The organism is Massilioclostridium coli (genome assembly GCF_900095865.1).
Classification (GTDB): Bacteria; Bacillota; Clostridia; order Oscillospirales; family Ruminococcaceae; genus Massilioclostridium; species Massilioclostridium facile.
In genome coordinates, this window is the sequence record NZ_FMIZ01000006.1 from 163,308 (window position 1) to 180,902 (window position 17,595).

The following is a 17,595-nucleotide window of genomic DNA, read 5'->3' on the forward strand; positions in this document are numbered from 1 at the left end:
ATTCATTCCTCCTTTAGTTTTACATAGCAATTATTTGTTTGGAGGGAAGAAGCGGAACGGATAATCCAATCTTCCTTGGAAACTCCACTTAAAATTTCGATTCCATTTTTGGTTTCTTGCCCCGTTTTTACCGGCCTCATTACTGCCCTGCCGTCCTGGTAGCAAAATACATATTCTGTTCCATCATCCAGTTGGTTGACAGATTCATATGGGAGCATCATTCCTGTGCGTTCTGGTTGGGTAGTAATGGTTGCCGTAACATGGCTACCTAATGTAATATCTTCTGGGGCATTATCGATAGAGATTTCTACTTGTACCCCAGTTTGTGTACTTAGCCCCTCTGTTTTTGTGGTAGTTGCGGGATAAATTTTTTGTACGGTTCCAGAATAAGATTGTTTTCCGAGAGACTTACCCGAAATTTTCACCTGCTGCCCAATCTGAACCTGGCTAACATCGTCCTCATTTACAAATGCTTTTACTTGTAATTGGCTGGAATCTGCAATTGTAACCACCGCGTTTCCCATACTGGATAACATGCCTTCCTGTAAGGAAAGCGAAGTAATGGTTCCGGTAGCGTTAGCGATAATCTGTTCTGGAAAATCAGAAATCTTTTCATCAAAGCTGCTTCCAGCTAACAAAGCAGAAAAATCAGTATTGCCAATGTTTTTTTGAATACTTGCCATAGCGGATACTGTTTGTTCGGTATCCACTAAAGCCAATACCTGGCCAACCTCTACCCAATCCCCTACCGATACATTCACCTGACTTGGGACGACGGGATAATCCAAAATATAATCTTTTTGATGAATGGGTCGGATTTCTCCAGTTGCTTTAACGGTTTCGGAATAGGATTGTTCTTTTACTTTAGTGACCTCTACTACTGGAATCCCTGCAACAATCCAGTTTGGAATCCAAATTGCCGCCATAATTAGTATTCCTGTTAGAATCGTTAGTCGAATGTATTTTTTCATCTGTTTCACTCCGCTCCCTATATGTTATTCTGTAGATTCCAATGGTGCTTTAGCCAGATTTATTGTTTACTTGATTATGGAGAATATGCAGTAAAATAGAATGTATATTTCCATGAAAACACTACACAATAATGGTAACCAAAAACAAGGGAGGTTTTGTACGTGAACCTGGTTCCATGTGCCAGTCCATGTATCCATCAAAAAGACGGATATTGCCAGTTAAATCATCCTGTTCCTGTTACTGGGAGCGCAGTAGATGGCTGTTGCTATTTTACCCCCAAAAAAACCGATAAACTGCAGGATTCCTTACCAAATTTAGATGGTTAAGGAGGGGCTATCTTGGAATTTTTACACGAGTTATTGTTACAAATTGTAAACGCATCTATTTTACTACTTGAGTTTATTGGCGTCATTGTGATTATTTTATCGGGAATTTCCGGATTTTTTCAATATATCAAACACAATCCCTTTACTCGTTTAAACTTAGCAAAGGGATTGGCAATGGGCCTGGAATTTAAACTGGGCAGTGAAATACTCCGTACCGTTGTTGTACGGGACTGGAACGAAATCATCACAGTAGGTGCAATTATCCTTCTGCGTGCTTCCCTCTCCCTGTTTATCCATTGGGAAATTAAAACAGAGGAACAGCATCATATTCCAGAACAAAATCATTCTGAACTGGAGAAAAAAACATCCAATGGTAATGAATAAGCTATTGGATTATTTTTTGTTGACAAACATACTGTTGGTATGTTATATTAGATACATACTATTAGTATGTATTGAGGTGGCATTTATGGCACGAAATAAATATCCAGAAGAAACAGTACAATTGATTTTGTCTACCGCAGCACGATTGTTTGTGGAAAAAGGGTATGAGCATACTTCTATCCAAGATATCATTAACCATCTTGGTGGGCTAAGCAAAGGGGCAATTTACCATCATTTTAAATCCAAAGAAGAAATTTTAATCGCAGTCGTAGATCAAATGTGTGCGGGAATTGAAGAAATGATGGCTGAAATCTGTGAAAACCCAAATTTAACAGGAAAAGAAAAACTTCGCCAGATGTTTTGGGCTTCTATTAACCGTCCTGGTCAAGAAAAAATTTTTCGAACAGCACCAAATTTTATGGACAATTCCAGATTATTTATTTTGATGATACAGGATGTAATGCAAGAAATTGCACCAAAGTTTATCCAGCCTGTTATTGAAGCTGGTGTACAGGATGGTTCTATCCAGACCAAATACCCACAGCAATTTGCGGAAGTTTCTATGCTGCTTACAAATATTTGGTTAAATCCATTGATTTTCCAGGACAACGCAGAAAATCTGACCAACAAATTTTATTTTTTAAAACATATGTTCCAATCACTTGGAGTAGATATGCTAGAAGATGAAATGTTGGATAAATTATTAGAATTTTGCACAGCATACCAAAAAAATCAATAAAAATGATAAGCTGCTTATTTATTATTTTTATTTTAGTTAAAGCTATACCATTGGCATTTTATTTGTCAAGATGCCAATGATGATTTATTTTTTACCAAAATACATACCAACGGTTGGTATTAAGGAGGAATTACCTATGTCCAGTACAAAACATTTTTCCAAAGATTTTATTTTAGTAGTAATTGGCCAGATTATCTCCCTATTTGGCAACAGCGTCCTTCGTTTTGTCTTACCGCTCCATCTATTAAATATTACAGGTTCCGCTGCTTTATATGGATTGGTGTCCGCTTTTTCCTTTATTCCTATGCTGGTAATGTCCCCTATTGGCGGTGTTGTCGCTGACCGCATCAATAAACGCAACATCATGGTAGGTTTGGACTTTTTTACTGGAGGAATTATTGCCATCTTCTTTTTGGTATACCAGCAGTTTAACTTGGTCGTTCTCATTTTAATCGTATTGGTTTTATTATATGGGATTTCTGGAGCTTATCAGCCTTCTGTACAAGCCAGCCTCCCATTCTTAGTATCTGAAAAAAAATTAGTTCCCGCCAATGCTATTATTAATATGGTTTCCTCTTTAGCAAATTTAATTGGACCCGTATTGGGCGGAATCCTATATAGTATGGCTGGTTTACGTACCATACTGGTAATTAGTACAATTTGTTTTATTTTTTCTGCTGTTATGGAGTTATTTATTCACATACCATTTCGTCCCATGCCACAAAAAAACTCTATTGTACATATTTTAACCGGAGACTTAAAGCAAAGCCTTACTTTTATCATAAAAACTCGCCCTATTATTGGAAAAATTGTTGTAATAATTGCCTTATTTAATTTATTTTTATCCGCTATTTTAATTATCGGTATTCCTGTAATCGTCAAACAGGTTCTTCCATTGAAAGGTTTTAATACCGATGAAATGTTAGGATATATTCAGGGGATTATGGCACTGGGAGGATTATCAGGCGGACTTTTTGCCAGCACAGCTAGTAAAAAATTAAAGGTACAATCCGTTTGGAAATTATTATTAATAGGCAGCTTTTTGTTATTGCCAATGGGGATTATACTATTTTTACCGCTACAGGGTATCCTGCAATATGGTATTTTCAGCGTTTGCTGTTTTGCGATGATGCTCATTTTTACCCTTACAACTGTACAGTTAATGGCATATATTCAAACAATTACTCCAGAATATTTAATTGGAAAAGTAATTGCCTGGATCCTCTCTATTTCAGGCTGCTTCCAACCAATAGGTCAAGCACTTTATGGAGTATTATTTGAAAGTATGAAGCACTTTGAAGGATTATTATTTCTTGGAGCTGCTATCATTGCAGCAGGTCTTTCTATTTATTATAAAAAATTAAACAAACAACTAGTTTCAACTACCAATGAAAAAATAAAACCTTGATACATAAAAATCATTGTATCAATAAAATTTTTCCCCTTTTTCCCGTTCCATTTTCCAATTTAAACGCATATGATAGAAATGAAACGATATGGATAAAGGGGTGTTTATTATGAGTTTATCTCAAGATGATGCATTACAACGTCAAATTGAATCATACAAACAACAATTGATGCAGATGTATCAAAGACGTCCAAAATCACTGGAGAAAGAACAGCCAGTTGTACCTACCATCGTGTCCCCTTCTAAAGATGAAGGTTCCTATTATTCTGGAACAGAATTCCAAGATAATAATTTAAAGGTCGGTTATTTAAAAATTACTACTACAATCGCAAGAAGAGCAATCCCGATTGAGGGGGCACGTTGCATTGTCAGCAAGGATATTGGTGGGGAACGGCGCATCTTCTATGATGTTTACACAGATGAAGATGGAAGCACTGAAAAACTTCCACTTCCTGCACCGGACAAAAGTTTTTCAGAACAACCAGAAAGCGACCATAGAGTATCTGCTTCCTATGATATTGAGGTGACAAAACCAGGCTTTGTTCCAGTAACAGATCTAAATGTTCCTATTTTTGATGGCATTCTATCAATACAATCAGTCAATTTAATTCCAGATACTAATTCTAACCAAAATCCCGATCCAATTATCATTGATGAATCCTATCCTAGTGATGAAAGGAGGTAACTCACATGGCCAATGGAGATCTTCCTTATATTCCGAATTTAATTACCGTCCATTTGGGAAAACCAGATCAAGAAGCCCAAAATGTGCAAGTTTCCTTTCCTGATTACATAAAAAATGTAGCATCCAGTGAAATTTACCCAACCTGGCCAGAAAGTGCTATCCGTGCGAATATTTACGCTCAAATTAGTTTTGCTTTAAACAGAATCTACACAGAATGGTACCGCAGTAAAGGTTATGATTTTGATATTACCAATTCTACTCAATACGATCAGGCATTTGTCTATGGACGTGATATTTATGATAATATCAGTAGAATAGTAGATGAAATATTTAATAACTATGTAAGAAAACAGGATAGTGTAGAACCATACTTCACTCAGTTTTGTAATGGTACTACTGTAACCTGCCCTGGACTTTCCCAATGGGGGACAGTTACTTTAGCAGAACAAGGATACACTCCTTATGAAATATTACAATATTATTATGGGGATGATATTGAGATTGTCCGCAATGCTCCTATCCGAAGCAATATTCCATCCTATCCTGGAACTGTTTTACGGTTAGGCTCTGCTGGAAATGAAGTACAGGATATTCAAATCCAATTAAACCGTATTGCCGACAACTACCCTTCTATTCCTAAAATACCTAATATCAGTGGAAGGTTTGATCAAAACACAGAGAACGCTGTCCGGCAGTTTCAAAAAATCTTTAACTTAACCCAAGATGGCGCAGTGGGTAAATCGACCTGGTACAAAATTAAATATATTTATAACTCTGTAAAACGGCTAGGAGAACTTTCTTCTGAAGGCATCAAGTACGATGAAATTGCCAACGTGCTGCCAACAGTATTGCGCCGGGGAGATACCGGAAACTATGTGCAAGCACTACAATACTATCTCTCCGTTATAGGATACTTTAACGAATTTATTCCATTTATTCAAATTGATGGAATATTTGGTCCAGCCACAGAAGATGCGGTAAAACAATTTCAATCTCTGTATGGTTTAACAGCAGATGGCATTGTAGGAAGACAGACATGGAACAAACTGGAGGATGCCTATTTGGGTATTGTGCGGTCTTTACCAGATGAATATTATGGAGCAAGGGCAAAAATCTATCCAGGCAGATTATTACAAGAAGGTATGCGTGGAGATGATATTACTGATTTACAGACCTATCTCTCTTTAATTGGAAGAACCTATACCGAAATACCCGAAATTCCTGTAACAGGATATTTTGGATCACAAACAGCAGATGCAGTACGTAAATTCCAAGAACTTTTTGGAATTCCTGTATCCGGTGTTGTTGGCCCTCCCACATGGAACGCTATTGCAAACGAATATAATGCAATAACATTAGGTGGCCTATAATAAAAATTAGCAAATAGGATTTTAAACAAATCCAAATTGATATATTATTTAAAAAAATGGCTCTTTAAAAGAAAAGTTTAATCATATACTTTTTATCAGTTACTAAGATATTCTATATTAGTATTTTATAAAAACTATTAATATAGAAGGCTAAAATAGATTTTTATAATACATGATAAATAATAAAAAACGCTCTGATTTCTCAGAGCGTTTTTTATTATGATAATTTACTCATTATCTTTTCTTTTTCAGGACTACTACTGCTGCGCCTGCTAATGCCAGTGCCATTACTCCCGCGATTGGAGCAACGTCGCCTGTTTTCGCTGCGTTTGCTTTTGTTGTGGTAGATTCTTGCCCTGTTTGTGTACCGTCTGCTTTGTTCTCATCTGGTGTTTCGGTAGATGGTTTTTCTACTGCTACCAGACCTTTCATTGCTTCTTGTACACTTGTTACTGCTGCATCTACTTCTTCCTGAGTTGCGTTTTCATTCGCCATTACTGCATTCGCTTCTGCTACTGCTGCTTCCAGTACTGCATAGCTTTCCGCTGTATATGCGTTCGCATCTTTGCCGTTGGCTTCCGCAATTACTTTTTCCAGGATGGATTTATCCGCTTTGTATCTCAGGTTCAGCATCGCGTTCAACAGATTGCTTTCTGCTGTTTCGATTTCTGCTTGCATTGCATTGTCTTTATCTGCTAACAATTCTTGGGCTGCTTTCAATGCTTCCTGGAATTCTGCTTGGCCTGCTTCTACATAGTCATTCATGTCGTAGGTTTCCGCCAATGCTACCAGAGCTTCTAAGGATGTGATGTCACCTTTTACAAAGCCCAGTTTATGGATTTCGGTCATCAATGCTTTCCATGCTGCATCTACTGCATCCTGACTTGCTGCTGGATCTGCCGCAATTTCTTTTGCTGCATCCAATGCTGCGTTGAAGGATTCCTGTACATCTGCGATGACATTGTTAAAGTCATCAGATGCTTTTTGTTCTTCTGCGTATTTAATTACCGCATTTAAGATATGTTTATCTGCTTCTTCTACAGGTGGTTCTGGTTCACCATCTTTTTCAACTGCAATTTCCAGTCTTACAGCTTCACCTGTACCATTTGCAAAACGAGCTACTACATAAGCAGTACCTTTTTCTTTTGCTACCAATACAGGGTTCAGATTATCTTCCAGATGAAGATCTGCTACTGTAGATGCAAAACCTTGTTCATCCTCTACAGACCATACTAAGCTGTTATCTGCTAAGCTAGAATTTTGAACTTCAGCATTGATGGTATAGCTTTCACCAATTGTCAAGTCAGTGGTCTGATCAGCAGATACTTTAATTGAACCAGGTTCATAAGGAGTTTGTTCTGATAATTTACCACTTACGATAATTTCAGCTAACTGCATACGTGGAGCATTACTCTTATCATCAAAACTCAGTTCACCCAAACGAGTAGTTTCAATTTGTACATAACGCGCTTTTACAATATTATCTAATTGATATACTTTTTCATTTTGATCAATTGGAATATTGGTTTGACCAGTTACAGTTTTTACTGTAGTAAATTCATCTTCATCTTCCGCTTTTACTTTGATGTTGAAATCAACAGGGAAGTTAGAGCAAAGATTTGAACCTTCTTCGATTGCATCAGTGTCATTTCGTGCATACAAAGCAACTTGATCAATCATTCTATCTTCGCCTAAGTCAATGGTAATATGATGTGGATTAGCAGAAATATCTGCATTTGGATAGCTGGTAGAAGTATAGCCTTTAATACCATTTTGTGCATCATTTCTACCTTCGGATTGGGTCTTACCATCTGTTAAGTAAGTTGGGGACCACATTCCAGCACCACCATCGGTATTATCTACATCAACAGTTTTACCATTGGAGAAATTCATACGATCATTGAGGTTGTAAACTTCAATTTCAGCTAATTGTACACGTGCGCCACCACTTTGTTGGTCACCTTCATCAAAACTTGGAGTGCCCAATAAAGTAGTTTCAATTTGGATATAACGTGCTGTTACAGCGGTATCCAAATCATAGCTGCGCTTGTTGTTATCCTGTGGGATATCTGTTTGACCTGTAACTGTTTTTACAGTTGTAAATTCTTTTTCTCCATCTGCTTTAACATTAATATTAAAGTTTTGTGGGAAGTTCGCACATAAACCAGATCCTTCTGGTTTTGCATCAGTATCACTTCTAGCATAAAGAGCAACATTGCTGAATGTTACATTTTTACCTAAATCAATCGTGATATGATGTGGGTTAGCAGAAATATCTCCGCCTGCATATTGAGAGAATGGATATACTTTAGAAGTATAACCTTTTACTCCAGTATTTGGTTCATTTTTACCTTCAGATTGTGTTTTTCCATCTGTTAAGAAGTTTGGATTCCATTGAGCGCTGTTACCTTCAGAATTTTCTGCTGTAACAGTTTTGCCAGAAGCCAAATTTTCATCTGGATCTACGGTAATATCCAAATTCTTAAAGTTAGCGGTTAAGTTGAGGTCTTTTTTTACTTCAACATAAGCTACACGGTTATTTGTGGTAAAGCTTCCATTCCAACCTGCAAACTGGCTGCCGTTTTCTGGTACAGCTTCAACTGCAAGTTTGGTGCCTACTGGATAAGATTCCGTTAGTGGCAATGTAGCTTCTTTTCCATTGACTAAAACTTTACCTGCTCCATCACCTGCATTGGAAATATTTACAGAATAATCACCTGTTGCAGAGTTATTGAAAATTTCAATTTCCATAATCTGAACACGATATGCATTAGCAATTCCTTCATCTGCAGCTGGAGTTCCCAGTTTTAGAGTTTTAATACGAACATATTGTGCGGTAACAGGTTCATCCAATGCGAATTTTTGTGGTGCACCGTTTGGATTTTCTGTCATAACAACATGTTTTACATCGGTAAATATTTTTCCATCATTGCTGGTTTGAATATAGAATTCTTCTGGGAAGTTTGGAGATCCACCGTCTTTATCTTTGGCATCCGCTCTTGGATACAATGTAATGGTGTCAAAAGTTTCAGGAGAATTCAAATCCAAGGTAATATTATGTTCTTTCGCTGTTGTTTTGGAAAGGTCACGATCACTATAGGTATTGGTACTAAACCCAACTTTAGTATTACCATCTACTAAATTTTCTGCTGCCCATGTGCCACCAAGGCCATTGTCAGCTGTTACTTTTGCATTGCTAGCTATATTAGCGACACCTTTGTAGATACCATTAACAGTAACAGCCATATCTTGTTCTACATTAAAGGTAACTTCTTTGCTAGCAGAATACAGTTGACCACTCCAGTTGGAGAAATCAAAGCTGCCATTTTGTTCATCAGCCACTTTAATGGTAGCAGCAGACCCTGTTTTTACTACAACGTTTGCAGGTGTTGTATAGGTAACACCATCACATTCGATGCTAATTCCAGCACCCATTGGATCTTCTACTTTTACTACGCTATAAACACTAACTGGTTTTAAGCTAAAGTTTGCTGTAACATCCATATTGTTGTTTACAACAACGGATACTGTATTATCAACAGAACCAACGCTTCCATTCCAGCCATCAAAATTATAGTCACTATTTGGTACAGCTTCCAATTCTACAGTAGTACCATTTGCAACAGTAGCTGTATATGGCAAAGCTTGTTCTGTACCATTTACTTTTACAATACCACCTTCGGTACCATTCACTGTTAAAGTATATTCCGCATCTTCCCCTGCTGCTACAACAGTCTCGTTGAAATCCCATGTTCCTGGGGTAGCAGTGAAATAAACATACTTGCTATCGTTGGATACATAAGTTAAACCTTCTACAGATTCAACTGGTGCACCATTCGCGAATACAGTTTTTCCGTTTGCAGTAATCGCAACGTTTTCCCCTGCAAAACGAGGGATTGCAATATTTGCCTGTCCGCCTTCTGGAGCAGTAACATTCATATGAAATGTTTTAGCCGCATCATCGCGGTCTAATGTTACTTTAATATCACCAATTACAGCAGGAACGCTTGTTTCAATATGGGTTAAACTACCCATATCAGGTTTTACTTGATATGTTGTATAACCTGGAGTAATTGGAGCTACACCGGCCATATCTTTGGACATTGTAATCAATGGTCCACCTGTCCAAGCATGGTTTTTGGTACCAGCGTTTTTATCCCAGAATTCCCACAAAGTAGAGTAAGCTAAATCGCCTTCTACCATGTCAGCGTAACGGAATTTAATTCTTTCCTGAGCTTCTTCCATGTATCCCATATCTACCATAGCGTCCAGTACATATTTTTCCATGTATGGGCTAGAATTGTAGGTAGTTGTTAATACATTCAAAATAGTTGGGTATTGATCAGGAGTTGCCAAACCAGCTAACACTGCAAGTGCATTAGCACGGTCATCTGGTTTTGCTTGAGCAGCAGATTTATAGCCATTTTCTGTCCACAGACTCTTATATCCCATTTCAATACGTGCCATTGTATTTTGGTATTCTGCAATATCTTCCTCTTTACCTAATACCTCAGCCATCTGTTTCAAACAGTTTGTAGCTTTGTAGTACCAAGCATTTTCAATTCCGGCAACATCAGCATTACTACCCCAGTCCATCCAGTCCCAGGTTCCGCCATAATGGGTAACTAAACCATTACCTTGTAAACTCCATTTTTTTGTCAAATAATTTTGGATTGGAGTATACATTTGTTCCAGAACTTCAGTTCTACCTGTATATAGATAGTATTCCCATACGCCACAAATACCAGCTAATTCCTGCATTGGTAATTCAGTTTCATATCCACTATTTGGAACTGTGGTATAAAGGACATCATTTTGAATAAAACCTAATTTAGTCTGTAAGCCTTTTTCATATAGTTTATAGGCTTCTTCATCTAATGCGTAGAATGTCATCAGCATTTCGCTGGTAACATCTCCCCACCATTGACAACGTTCACGGTCAGGACAATCCATGTAATTATCCCTCATAGTAACATAAAGAGTACGAAGGGATTTTTCCCACAAGGTGTTCATGAAATCATCATCACTGGTAAAGGAACCTGTAAACTCAGTATCATAACCGGTTTCACGGAATTTTAAAGCTTTGATGGTAACACCAGCAGGAATGGTATAGTATACATGCTGACCGTTAAACCAGCCTAACGCTTCAAAGCTCTGTTCTCCATCTTTAGTAATATAAGCACTCTTAGTTGTATTACCATTGCCAGCAGGGTCGGAATAGTTATCCGTTCTCATGTCGATTTTCAAACCAGCAGGAGCATCAATTTCTAAATATGGAGTAAGCTGAGCATTATAGTCCAGTACCATATCTAAAGTAGTTTCTTCTGTGGTCGTATAACCAACATATTGTGCAGAGTTATTATAATCTTTTAAACCATAATCTTTTAATAATGGAATTGGACGTTCATACAGCTCATTCCAAGGAGCACATGGAGCTTGTCCTCTTTCTACAGCATTGGCCCAATTATCATCATTATAACTTGGGTCCTGCCAATCTCCTAATTCTAACTGAGCATCATAATAAATATTAGATTCTGGTAAACGGTAGTTTGGTTGTTCAGCTGCTGATTCATGGTCTTTTGAATGCAAATAAGCAGGGTCTCTTTTTACTTTCCAAGTATCATCACTGAGAACCTGTTGGTCACCAAAATCAGCCTCAAACAAGAAGCCTCCTACACCAGCAGGGTTACTAGAGAAACTTTGGTTTCCCTTACCTAAGTACCAAACTGCAACAGCAATGGTATTTTCACCTTCATGCAGATATTTTGTAATATCCACTTTGTCATAGTAGCTGTCTTCCCTATTTGGACCACGTTTTAAGCCACCTTCGAATACAACCATTTCACCGTTAATGTACAACCAATAACGGGATTCTACTGCAATTTTTGCTATTACAGAATCCGGTACTTTATCCAAAGTGACTTCTTTACGGAAGTTCATCCAGACATCACCAGCTTCAGGAAGTGTTGTTGGCATTTCACTATCCCAAATCCATTGAGCGTCCCAATTGCTAACATGTTCTTCCGCATCTTTTGCAAACACATTGCTTGGCACAACCATCGAGGAAGCCATAGCAAGTGTTAGGACAAGAGAGAGTATTCTTTGTCTCTTCTTCATGGGTTCTTTTCCTCCTTATCAAAATTTAGATGATAGACAACAAACCCCATTGCAATCTATCATATATTAAAAAACATTTTAATACAACAATAGTATAACGCAGTGTAATAAAAAATGCAATATCATTCTATATTTTATGATAATATTTAGTATAACTGCATAAACAACTAGATGATTTTATAGATAAAAATACAATACTATCTTTTTTATGTAAATATGCTATGTCTTTTTTGTAATTTTGGTAAGAGCCTATCATTTAAAAATATGTATTATACGGTTTTTTATAGATAAAATAAAAAAGAATCTTCCTATAAAATAAGGAAGATTCTTTTATTATATTACATATTTTGGATAAAATTAACAAGGTCCTGTTTCGAATGAATTTCGTGAGTATGGGTTTCTAAGGCTCCTTGTGCTGGCTCCGATAATCCCATATAAAATTCTTTTGCTTCTTTATCATTCATTAAAAGGTCATTTAAATTCTGGTACAAAATATCACCTCCTATCTTGATTAGTATATGACAGTTATCAATTGCCATACAGACAGGATATACCATTAAAAAAGATAAAATATTGCTAATATAATTTCGCTCAAATAGTAATTAAAATACAAATAATAGAGCAAGCATCTTATTTATTCAAATATAAATATTATTAAAAAATTCCCTGTACAGCTAACATGTAAACAATCGTTCCACCAGCAATTGAGATCAACATATTTCTTTTCCACCAATGCAATAAAATAATAGTAATAACACCAATTACTTCAGGCAATCCAAAAGGATATGTAGTAATAGAAAGTGACTTAAAGCAGTAGACAACTAATAGACCAATTACTGCATATGGTAATACTTTACCTAAATATTGAATATATTTTGGGGTAGGTTTATTTGCTGGAAAAAGAATAAAAGGGAGAAATCTTGTCACCATAGTACCCAAAACTACTGCAGCTATTGTAATAATTTGTTGGGATAGGATCATATGAATTCCTCCTTTTTTTCTAACGGTCTACGCAGTAAAGTTAACACCAAAAAGATCAACACCATTGCTGGGATAATAAAATTATCCTTTCCAAATATTAACAAACAAATAATAGATAGACCGACACCAATCAAAGAAGGAAGATGTCCTTTTTTCGAAAACCATTGTTCTAAAAATATAACAATAAATAGTGCTGTCATAACAAAATCTAACCCCTGGGTATTAAAATGAATAAAAGGTCCGATTAAGCCTCCTATTGTGGCACCAACTACCCAATAAATATGGTTTAATAAAGTAACAAAAAATATAAACCATCCTTTGTCGATCTCCTTTGGATGGTTTGCAGTACAATTAATGGAAAAAGATTCATCACACATTCCAAAAATCAAATATACCTTCTTTTTTCCAGTCCCCTTGTATTTATCTAACATGGAAATTCCATAAAACAAATGGCGAGCATTTACCATCAAAGCTAGTAAAAAAGCCGCAAGTGGATCAAAAGCAGTAGTCAATAAATTAACGGTTAAAAACTCCATAGATCCCGCAAAGATAGTCATACTCATTATCATAGGATAAAGAAAAGAAAAACCTTTTGTATACATAAAAACACCATAAGAAATACCTAAAAAAGCAAATCCCGCACATATCGGCAACGTATATGGTATTGCTGCTTTGAAAGCTCGTTTTTTCGCTCCCATCAAAAATCCCCCAATAAAAAATCTAATTGTTTTGATTATATAAAATAATAGGGAATCTGTCAATTTAAGAGTGATAAATACACCATACCATATTTATTTAATTATTGAGTAGATTAATTACAGTTTTTATATCCTAATATCTAAGTTATTCTTATGATATATCCATTAACAGAGCTATACTGCTACGGACACTTTACTAGAAGTTTTTTAGATAAAAGAAAGGGACTTGGTTTATAAACCAAGTCCCCTCAATCAAATATACTGCGACGACACTGTATAAGTTTAGCGAACTTTAAAAATACAAAGTTCAAACTGTCGTGTAAATTACTTATCTATTACAGGAAGCTGTATGTTTCCATGTTACCTTTCCACCAAACTGTTGGTGCACCCAAGGTAGCAATTGTTCCATCACCAGAAGGAGCAGCTTCTGTTGTGTAAGTTACTTCATCGTAATCCAGTTTTGTACCATTGATATCTACAGAGTATGCAGCTTTAACAAAAGTAGAACCTTCTTCACCGGTGTAACCATCTTTAACAGCAGCATATGCAGCAGCAGCAGCCATTGCGCCCTGATCAACTACATCCCACAGCATCATCCATGGGCAAACGAATTCGCTTGCATTGTCATCTTTAGATTGTGGGCAGTATTTGGACATTTCAGATGGCAGACCTAAACCTGTCAATTTGATGTCTACGTTAGCTGTGCTCAATGTAGCACCAGCAGCGGAGATACCTACAGTTGTAGGTGAAATGATAACGTCAACTTTATTTTCAGATACAAAAGCGTTTGCTTGTGTAGTAGAAATTGTTGGGTCATCGTTACCATATTTTTTATCCAACTCAGCACTTACTTTACCTTTGTACATATCTTTGGACAATTCTTTTTCCATATCTGCGATCCAGCCGTTCTGTACTGGAGTATCAACTGCAGCGGAGAGAACACCAAATTTCAGTTCATCGCCAGAGTAGGAAGACAGAGCTTCTGTAACAGCAGCTTCCATACCGTCTTCTTCCATATCTTCAGAATATTCTTTACCCAAAGCGATCAATGTAGCAGATCTAACCAGGTATGCACCAACGTCAGCGGAAGATGCTTGGTTGATATGAGTAATACGGAATTCTGGAGCGATTTCGGAGTCAACAGATACTACTTTGATTCCAGCTTCTTCACATTTTTTGAATACTTCATCGTAACCAGTATCACTGTTAGCGGAAATAGTCAAAGAAGCGATTTTCTGAGTAACACATTCTTCAATCAATTTAACCTGATCAGCAACAGTTGGTTGTGCAGGAGATTTTTCTTGAGCTGTACCGCCCTGTGCTTTGATATATGCTTCAAAACCATCATACATCAATTCACCGAAGTGGTTACCAGCAGATTTAAACATAAATACGTGAGCGCCTTCCATACCGCCGCCAGTAGTAGAAGAACCGCCACCACCAGAGGTAGTATCATTGTTACTGCCACCACAACCAGCTAATACGCCAGCTGTCATTGTAGCTGCTAATAAAAGAGCTAATGCTTTTTTCATTGTTTTTTCCTCCAATAAAATTTAATTGTTTTATATTAGTAGTCGTCGCTACTTATATATGATGTTTATTGTCAAGGTAACTATTGGATTCAACAGTTACCTTTCCAATCAAAACTTTAAACTATTTAAATCTTTCTTTGGCTTTTGCAGCATCTTCTTTCTGTTCAGCCCACAGTTTGTCACAAGTAGCTTTACATTCTGCTTTCAAAGTAGCAATCTGTTGTTGAGCTGCAGCGGAAGTAATTGCACCAGATTTAACTTGTGCTTTTAATTCTTTGATTTCAGCAGCAGTTTTAATATTCAATGCTTCAATATTTTTATTGCTATGGTAAACTAATTTCAATTTTGCATTTGCAATAGAACGTCTATTGATCATTGGAATTAATACTGCGATAATCATAATAGAACCAGAAATGATTTTTTTGATGTTAGAGTCTGCACCCATCAAACCAGTTGTGTAGTTTAAGAATGCCATCAATACAGTCGCGATAATTGGACCATACATTTTACCCTTACCACCAGCAGTAGATACACCACCTAATACACAGATAGCGATTACATCCAATTCATAACCTGTACCCATGGAGGAACTTAAACCGCCACCCATGTGCCCAACGAAGAACATTGCAGAAATCGCTGTCATAACACCCATAATGGTGAATACTGCCATTCTAGTGCCAGCAACATTAACGCCAGAATAATGGGAAGCTGTCATGCTGTTACCCATCATGTACAGTTTACGTCCAAAAGTGGATTTATGTAAGAGAATACAGAAAAGAACACCTACAATTAAGAAACAGATTAAAGACCATGGAATTAAATTACCTAAATTTTTCCAATACAAATCTGTAAATAGTTTTGGGAATTGTTTTAATGTGTTTTCACCCAAAATAATCTGAGCGATACCACGGTACAAAGATTGACCTGCGATTGTAACGATTACAGCTGGCATACCAATCTTACCAACTAAGAAACCATTAAACAAACCACACAATCCACCTACTACAACACCAGCCAAAATAGCAACTATTGCTGGCATACCACTCTGGTACAACAATCCCATTGTCATACCGGAAAGAATCATGATAGAGGAAATGGATACGTCGATGTCACCTAACATCAAAATGAGTACCATCCCTAATACCATAAAGGATAAGTCCATACCAGAAGTAACAATAGATTGTAAAGTTTCTAAGTTATATAAACTTGGTCTAGAGATTAAAAGAACTATATTAACTGCAATTAAAATGTAAACCAGGATCATTTCCCATTTTACTAAAAATTTAGAAAGCTTAAATCCTTCTTTTACCTTTAAGTCTCTGTTATAGTTACTTGATGGCGTAACGTTTGTGTTACTCATATTAAAGCCCCCCTCTCTTTCAATGCACGTTTATCGGAGAGTTTTCCAGATGCAACGTTAACAAATACAGCCACAATAATAATTGCACCCTGAATTGCTTTCTGCCATACACTCAAGCCAGGCAACATACTTGTAAAGTTGTAAATAACACTCATGATTAAGATAGAGATAACAACACCATCCATACGGCCTCTACCACCTGTGATACTTACACCACCTAAAATACAAATAGCAATTGCTGTCATTTCAAAGCTATCAGCCATACCATAGTAGCCAAGAACATAGTTTGCTGTGTACAGCATACCAGCCATACCACATAAAGCACCATTGATTGTGTATACCATCAATTCAACGTTACCATCTTTGATACCTGCTACATGAGAAGATTCTCTGCTAGTACCAATTGCATATACACGTCTACCGGATTTTGTATAACCTAAGAATAATCCAACTAATACCAATACAACTACAACAATTAAAACTAAGTTTGGAATGGTTGGGATTAAGGTACCAGTAGCCCACCAAGTATAGCTTTCACCATAAACCTGTGGGAAGAACCATTTACCACCACTGACTACAAAGGCCAAGCCACGATAGATATACATCGTACCCAATGTTGCGATAAATGGAATAATACGCAATTTACCAATCATAAGACCATTAATCAATCCGGCAATCGCACCAATTAGTAAACCAACAATCAACCATACAAATCCTGGCACATCAGGGAATGTTGCGGTCAGTTTAGAGGTAAAAATACCTGTCATTGCCAAAATAGAAGCAACGGACAAATCGATACCACCTGTAATCAGAACCAGCATCATACCAGCGGTTAAAATCGCATAAATTGAGTTATTACGAAACATGGAAATAATGCCGTCATAAGTAAACATCTTTGGAGTTAAAAACCATGCTACTACCAATATTAAAATCAAACCGATAATTAAGCCTAAATATGGGTATCTAGCAATTTTCTGGAATACGCTCGTTTTCTTAGGAGCGCTTACACTATTTGTTGCCATG

14 protein-coding genes are annotated in these 17,595 nt (G+C 36.8%); 6 read left to right on the top strand and 8 right to left on the bottom strand.

The window, feature by feature from the left end; all coding sequences use genetic code 11:
- Positions 1-2 precede the first annotated feature (2 nt).
- A complete protein-coding gene (locus tag BQ2683_RS03060) occupies positions 3-971 on the bottom strand; it encodes an efflux RND transporter periplasmic adaptor subunit (RefSeq protein ID WP_083256345.1) in 969 nt (322 codons plus the stop codon).
- A gap of 162 nt (positions 972-1,133) precedes the next feature.
- On the opposite strand from BQ2683_RS03060, the gene BQ2683_RS13165 reads away from it, so the two are divergent.
- The 6 genes from BQ2683_RS13165 to BQ2683_RS13780 all read left to right on the top strand — a co-directional run bounded on the left by BQ2683_RS13165 (position 1,134) and on the right by BQ2683_RS13780 (position 5,884).
- Positions 1,134-1,298: a hydroxymyristoyl-ACP dehydratase gene (locus tag BQ2683_RS13165; protein WP_159427345.1), complete on the top strand. Its 165-nt coding sequence runs from the start codon at positions 1,134-1,136 to the stop codon at positions 1,296-1,298.
- A 12-nt stretch (positions 1,299-1,310) separates the two neighbouring features.
- Positions 1,311-1,682, top strand: coding sequence for a DUF1622 domain-containing protein (locus tag BQ2683_RS03065; protein WP_069987296.1), 372 nt, complete (start codon positions 1,311-1,313; stop codon positions 1,680-1,682).
- Between the two features lie 85 nt (positions 1,683-1,767).
- On the top strand, positions 1,768-2,421 hold the full coding sequence (locus BQ2683_RS03070) for a TetR/AcrR family transcriptional regulator (RefSeq protein ID WP_069987297.1): 654 nt from the start codon (positions 1,768-1,770) through the stop codon (positions 2,419-2,421).
- A gap of 136 nt (positions 2,422-2,557) precedes the next feature.
- Entirely contained in the window at positions 2,558-3,829 is a 1,272-nt protein-coding gene (locus tag BQ2683_RS03075) for an MFS transporter (protein WP_069987298.1), read from the top strand.
- Between the two features lie 109 nt (positions 3,830-3,938).
- Entirely contained in the window at positions 3,939-4,514 is a 576-nt protein-coding gene (locus BQ2683_RS03080; protein WP_069987299.1) for a hypothetical protein, read from the top strand.
- Positions 4,515-4,519: 5 nt separating this feature from the next.
- Positions 4,520-5,884 carry a peptidoglycan-binding protein gene (locus BQ2683_RS13780; RefSeq protein WP_069987300.1) on the top strand — a complete coding sequence of 455 codons (1,365 nt, stop codon included), beginning with the start codon at positions 4,520-4,522 and terminating at the stop codon, positions 5,882-5,884.
- A 234-nt stretch (positions 5,885-6,118) separates the two neighbouring features.
- On the opposite strand, the gene BQ2683_RS03090 is transcribed toward BQ2683_RS13780, so the two are convergent.
- The 7 genes from BQ2683_RS03090 to BQ2683_RS03115 all read right to left on the bottom strand — a co-directional run bounded on the left by BQ2683_RS03090 (position 6,119) and on the right by BQ2683_RS03115 (position 17,594).
- Positions 6,119-12,001 carry a discoidin domain-containing protein gene (locus BQ2683_RS03090; RefSeq protein WP_083256347.1) on the bottom strand — a complete coding sequence of 1,961 codons (5,883 nt, stop codon included), beginning with the start codon at positions 11,999-12,001 and terminating at the stop codon, positions 6,119-6,121.
- A gap of 338 nt (positions 12,002-12,339) precedes the next feature.
- On the bottom strand, positions 12,340-12,492 hold the full coding sequence (locus BQ2683_RS13340; protein WP_159427346.1) for a hypothetical protein: 153 nt from the start codon (positions 12,490-12,492) through the stop codon (positions 12,340-12,342).
- A 163-nt stretch (positions 12,493-12,655) separates the two neighbouring features.
- Positions 12,656-12,988, bottom strand: a complete 333-nt coding sequence (locus BQ2683_RS03095; protein WP_069987302.1) for a branched-chain amino acid transporter permease — start codon at positions 12,986-12,988, stop codon at positions 12,656-12,658.
- Positions 12,979-13,680 (bottom strand): AzlC family ABC transporter permease, encoded by a 702-nt coding sequence (locus tag BQ2683_RS03100; RefSeq protein WP_069987303.1) that lies wholly within the window; start codon positions 13,678-13,680, stop codon positions 12,979-12,981. Before BQ2683_RS03100 ends, BQ2683_RS03095 begins: the two co-directional genes overlap by 10 nt.
- Before the next feature lie 335 nt (positions 13,681-14,015).
- Positions 14,016-15,212, bottom strand: coding sequence for a substrate-binding domain-containing protein (locus BQ2683_RS03105; protein WP_069987304.1), 1,197 nt, complete (start codon positions 15,210-15,212; stop codon positions 14,016-14,018).
- A 121-nt stretch (positions 15,213-15,333) separates the two neighbouring features.
- Positions 15,334-16,572, bottom strand: coding sequence for an ABC transporter permease (locus tag BQ2683_RS03110; protein WP_069987305.1), 1,239 nt, complete (start codon positions 16,570-16,572; stop codon positions 15,334-15,336).
- Positions 16,569-17,594, bottom strand: a complete 1,026-nt coding sequence (locus BQ2683_RS03115; RefSeq protein WP_083256348.1) for an ABC transporter permease — start codon at positions 17,592-17,594, stop codon at positions 16,569-16,571. Before BQ2683_RS03115 ends, BQ2683_RS03110 begins: the two co-directional genes overlap by 4 nt.
- Between the last annotated feature and the right edge of the window lies 1 nt (position 17,595).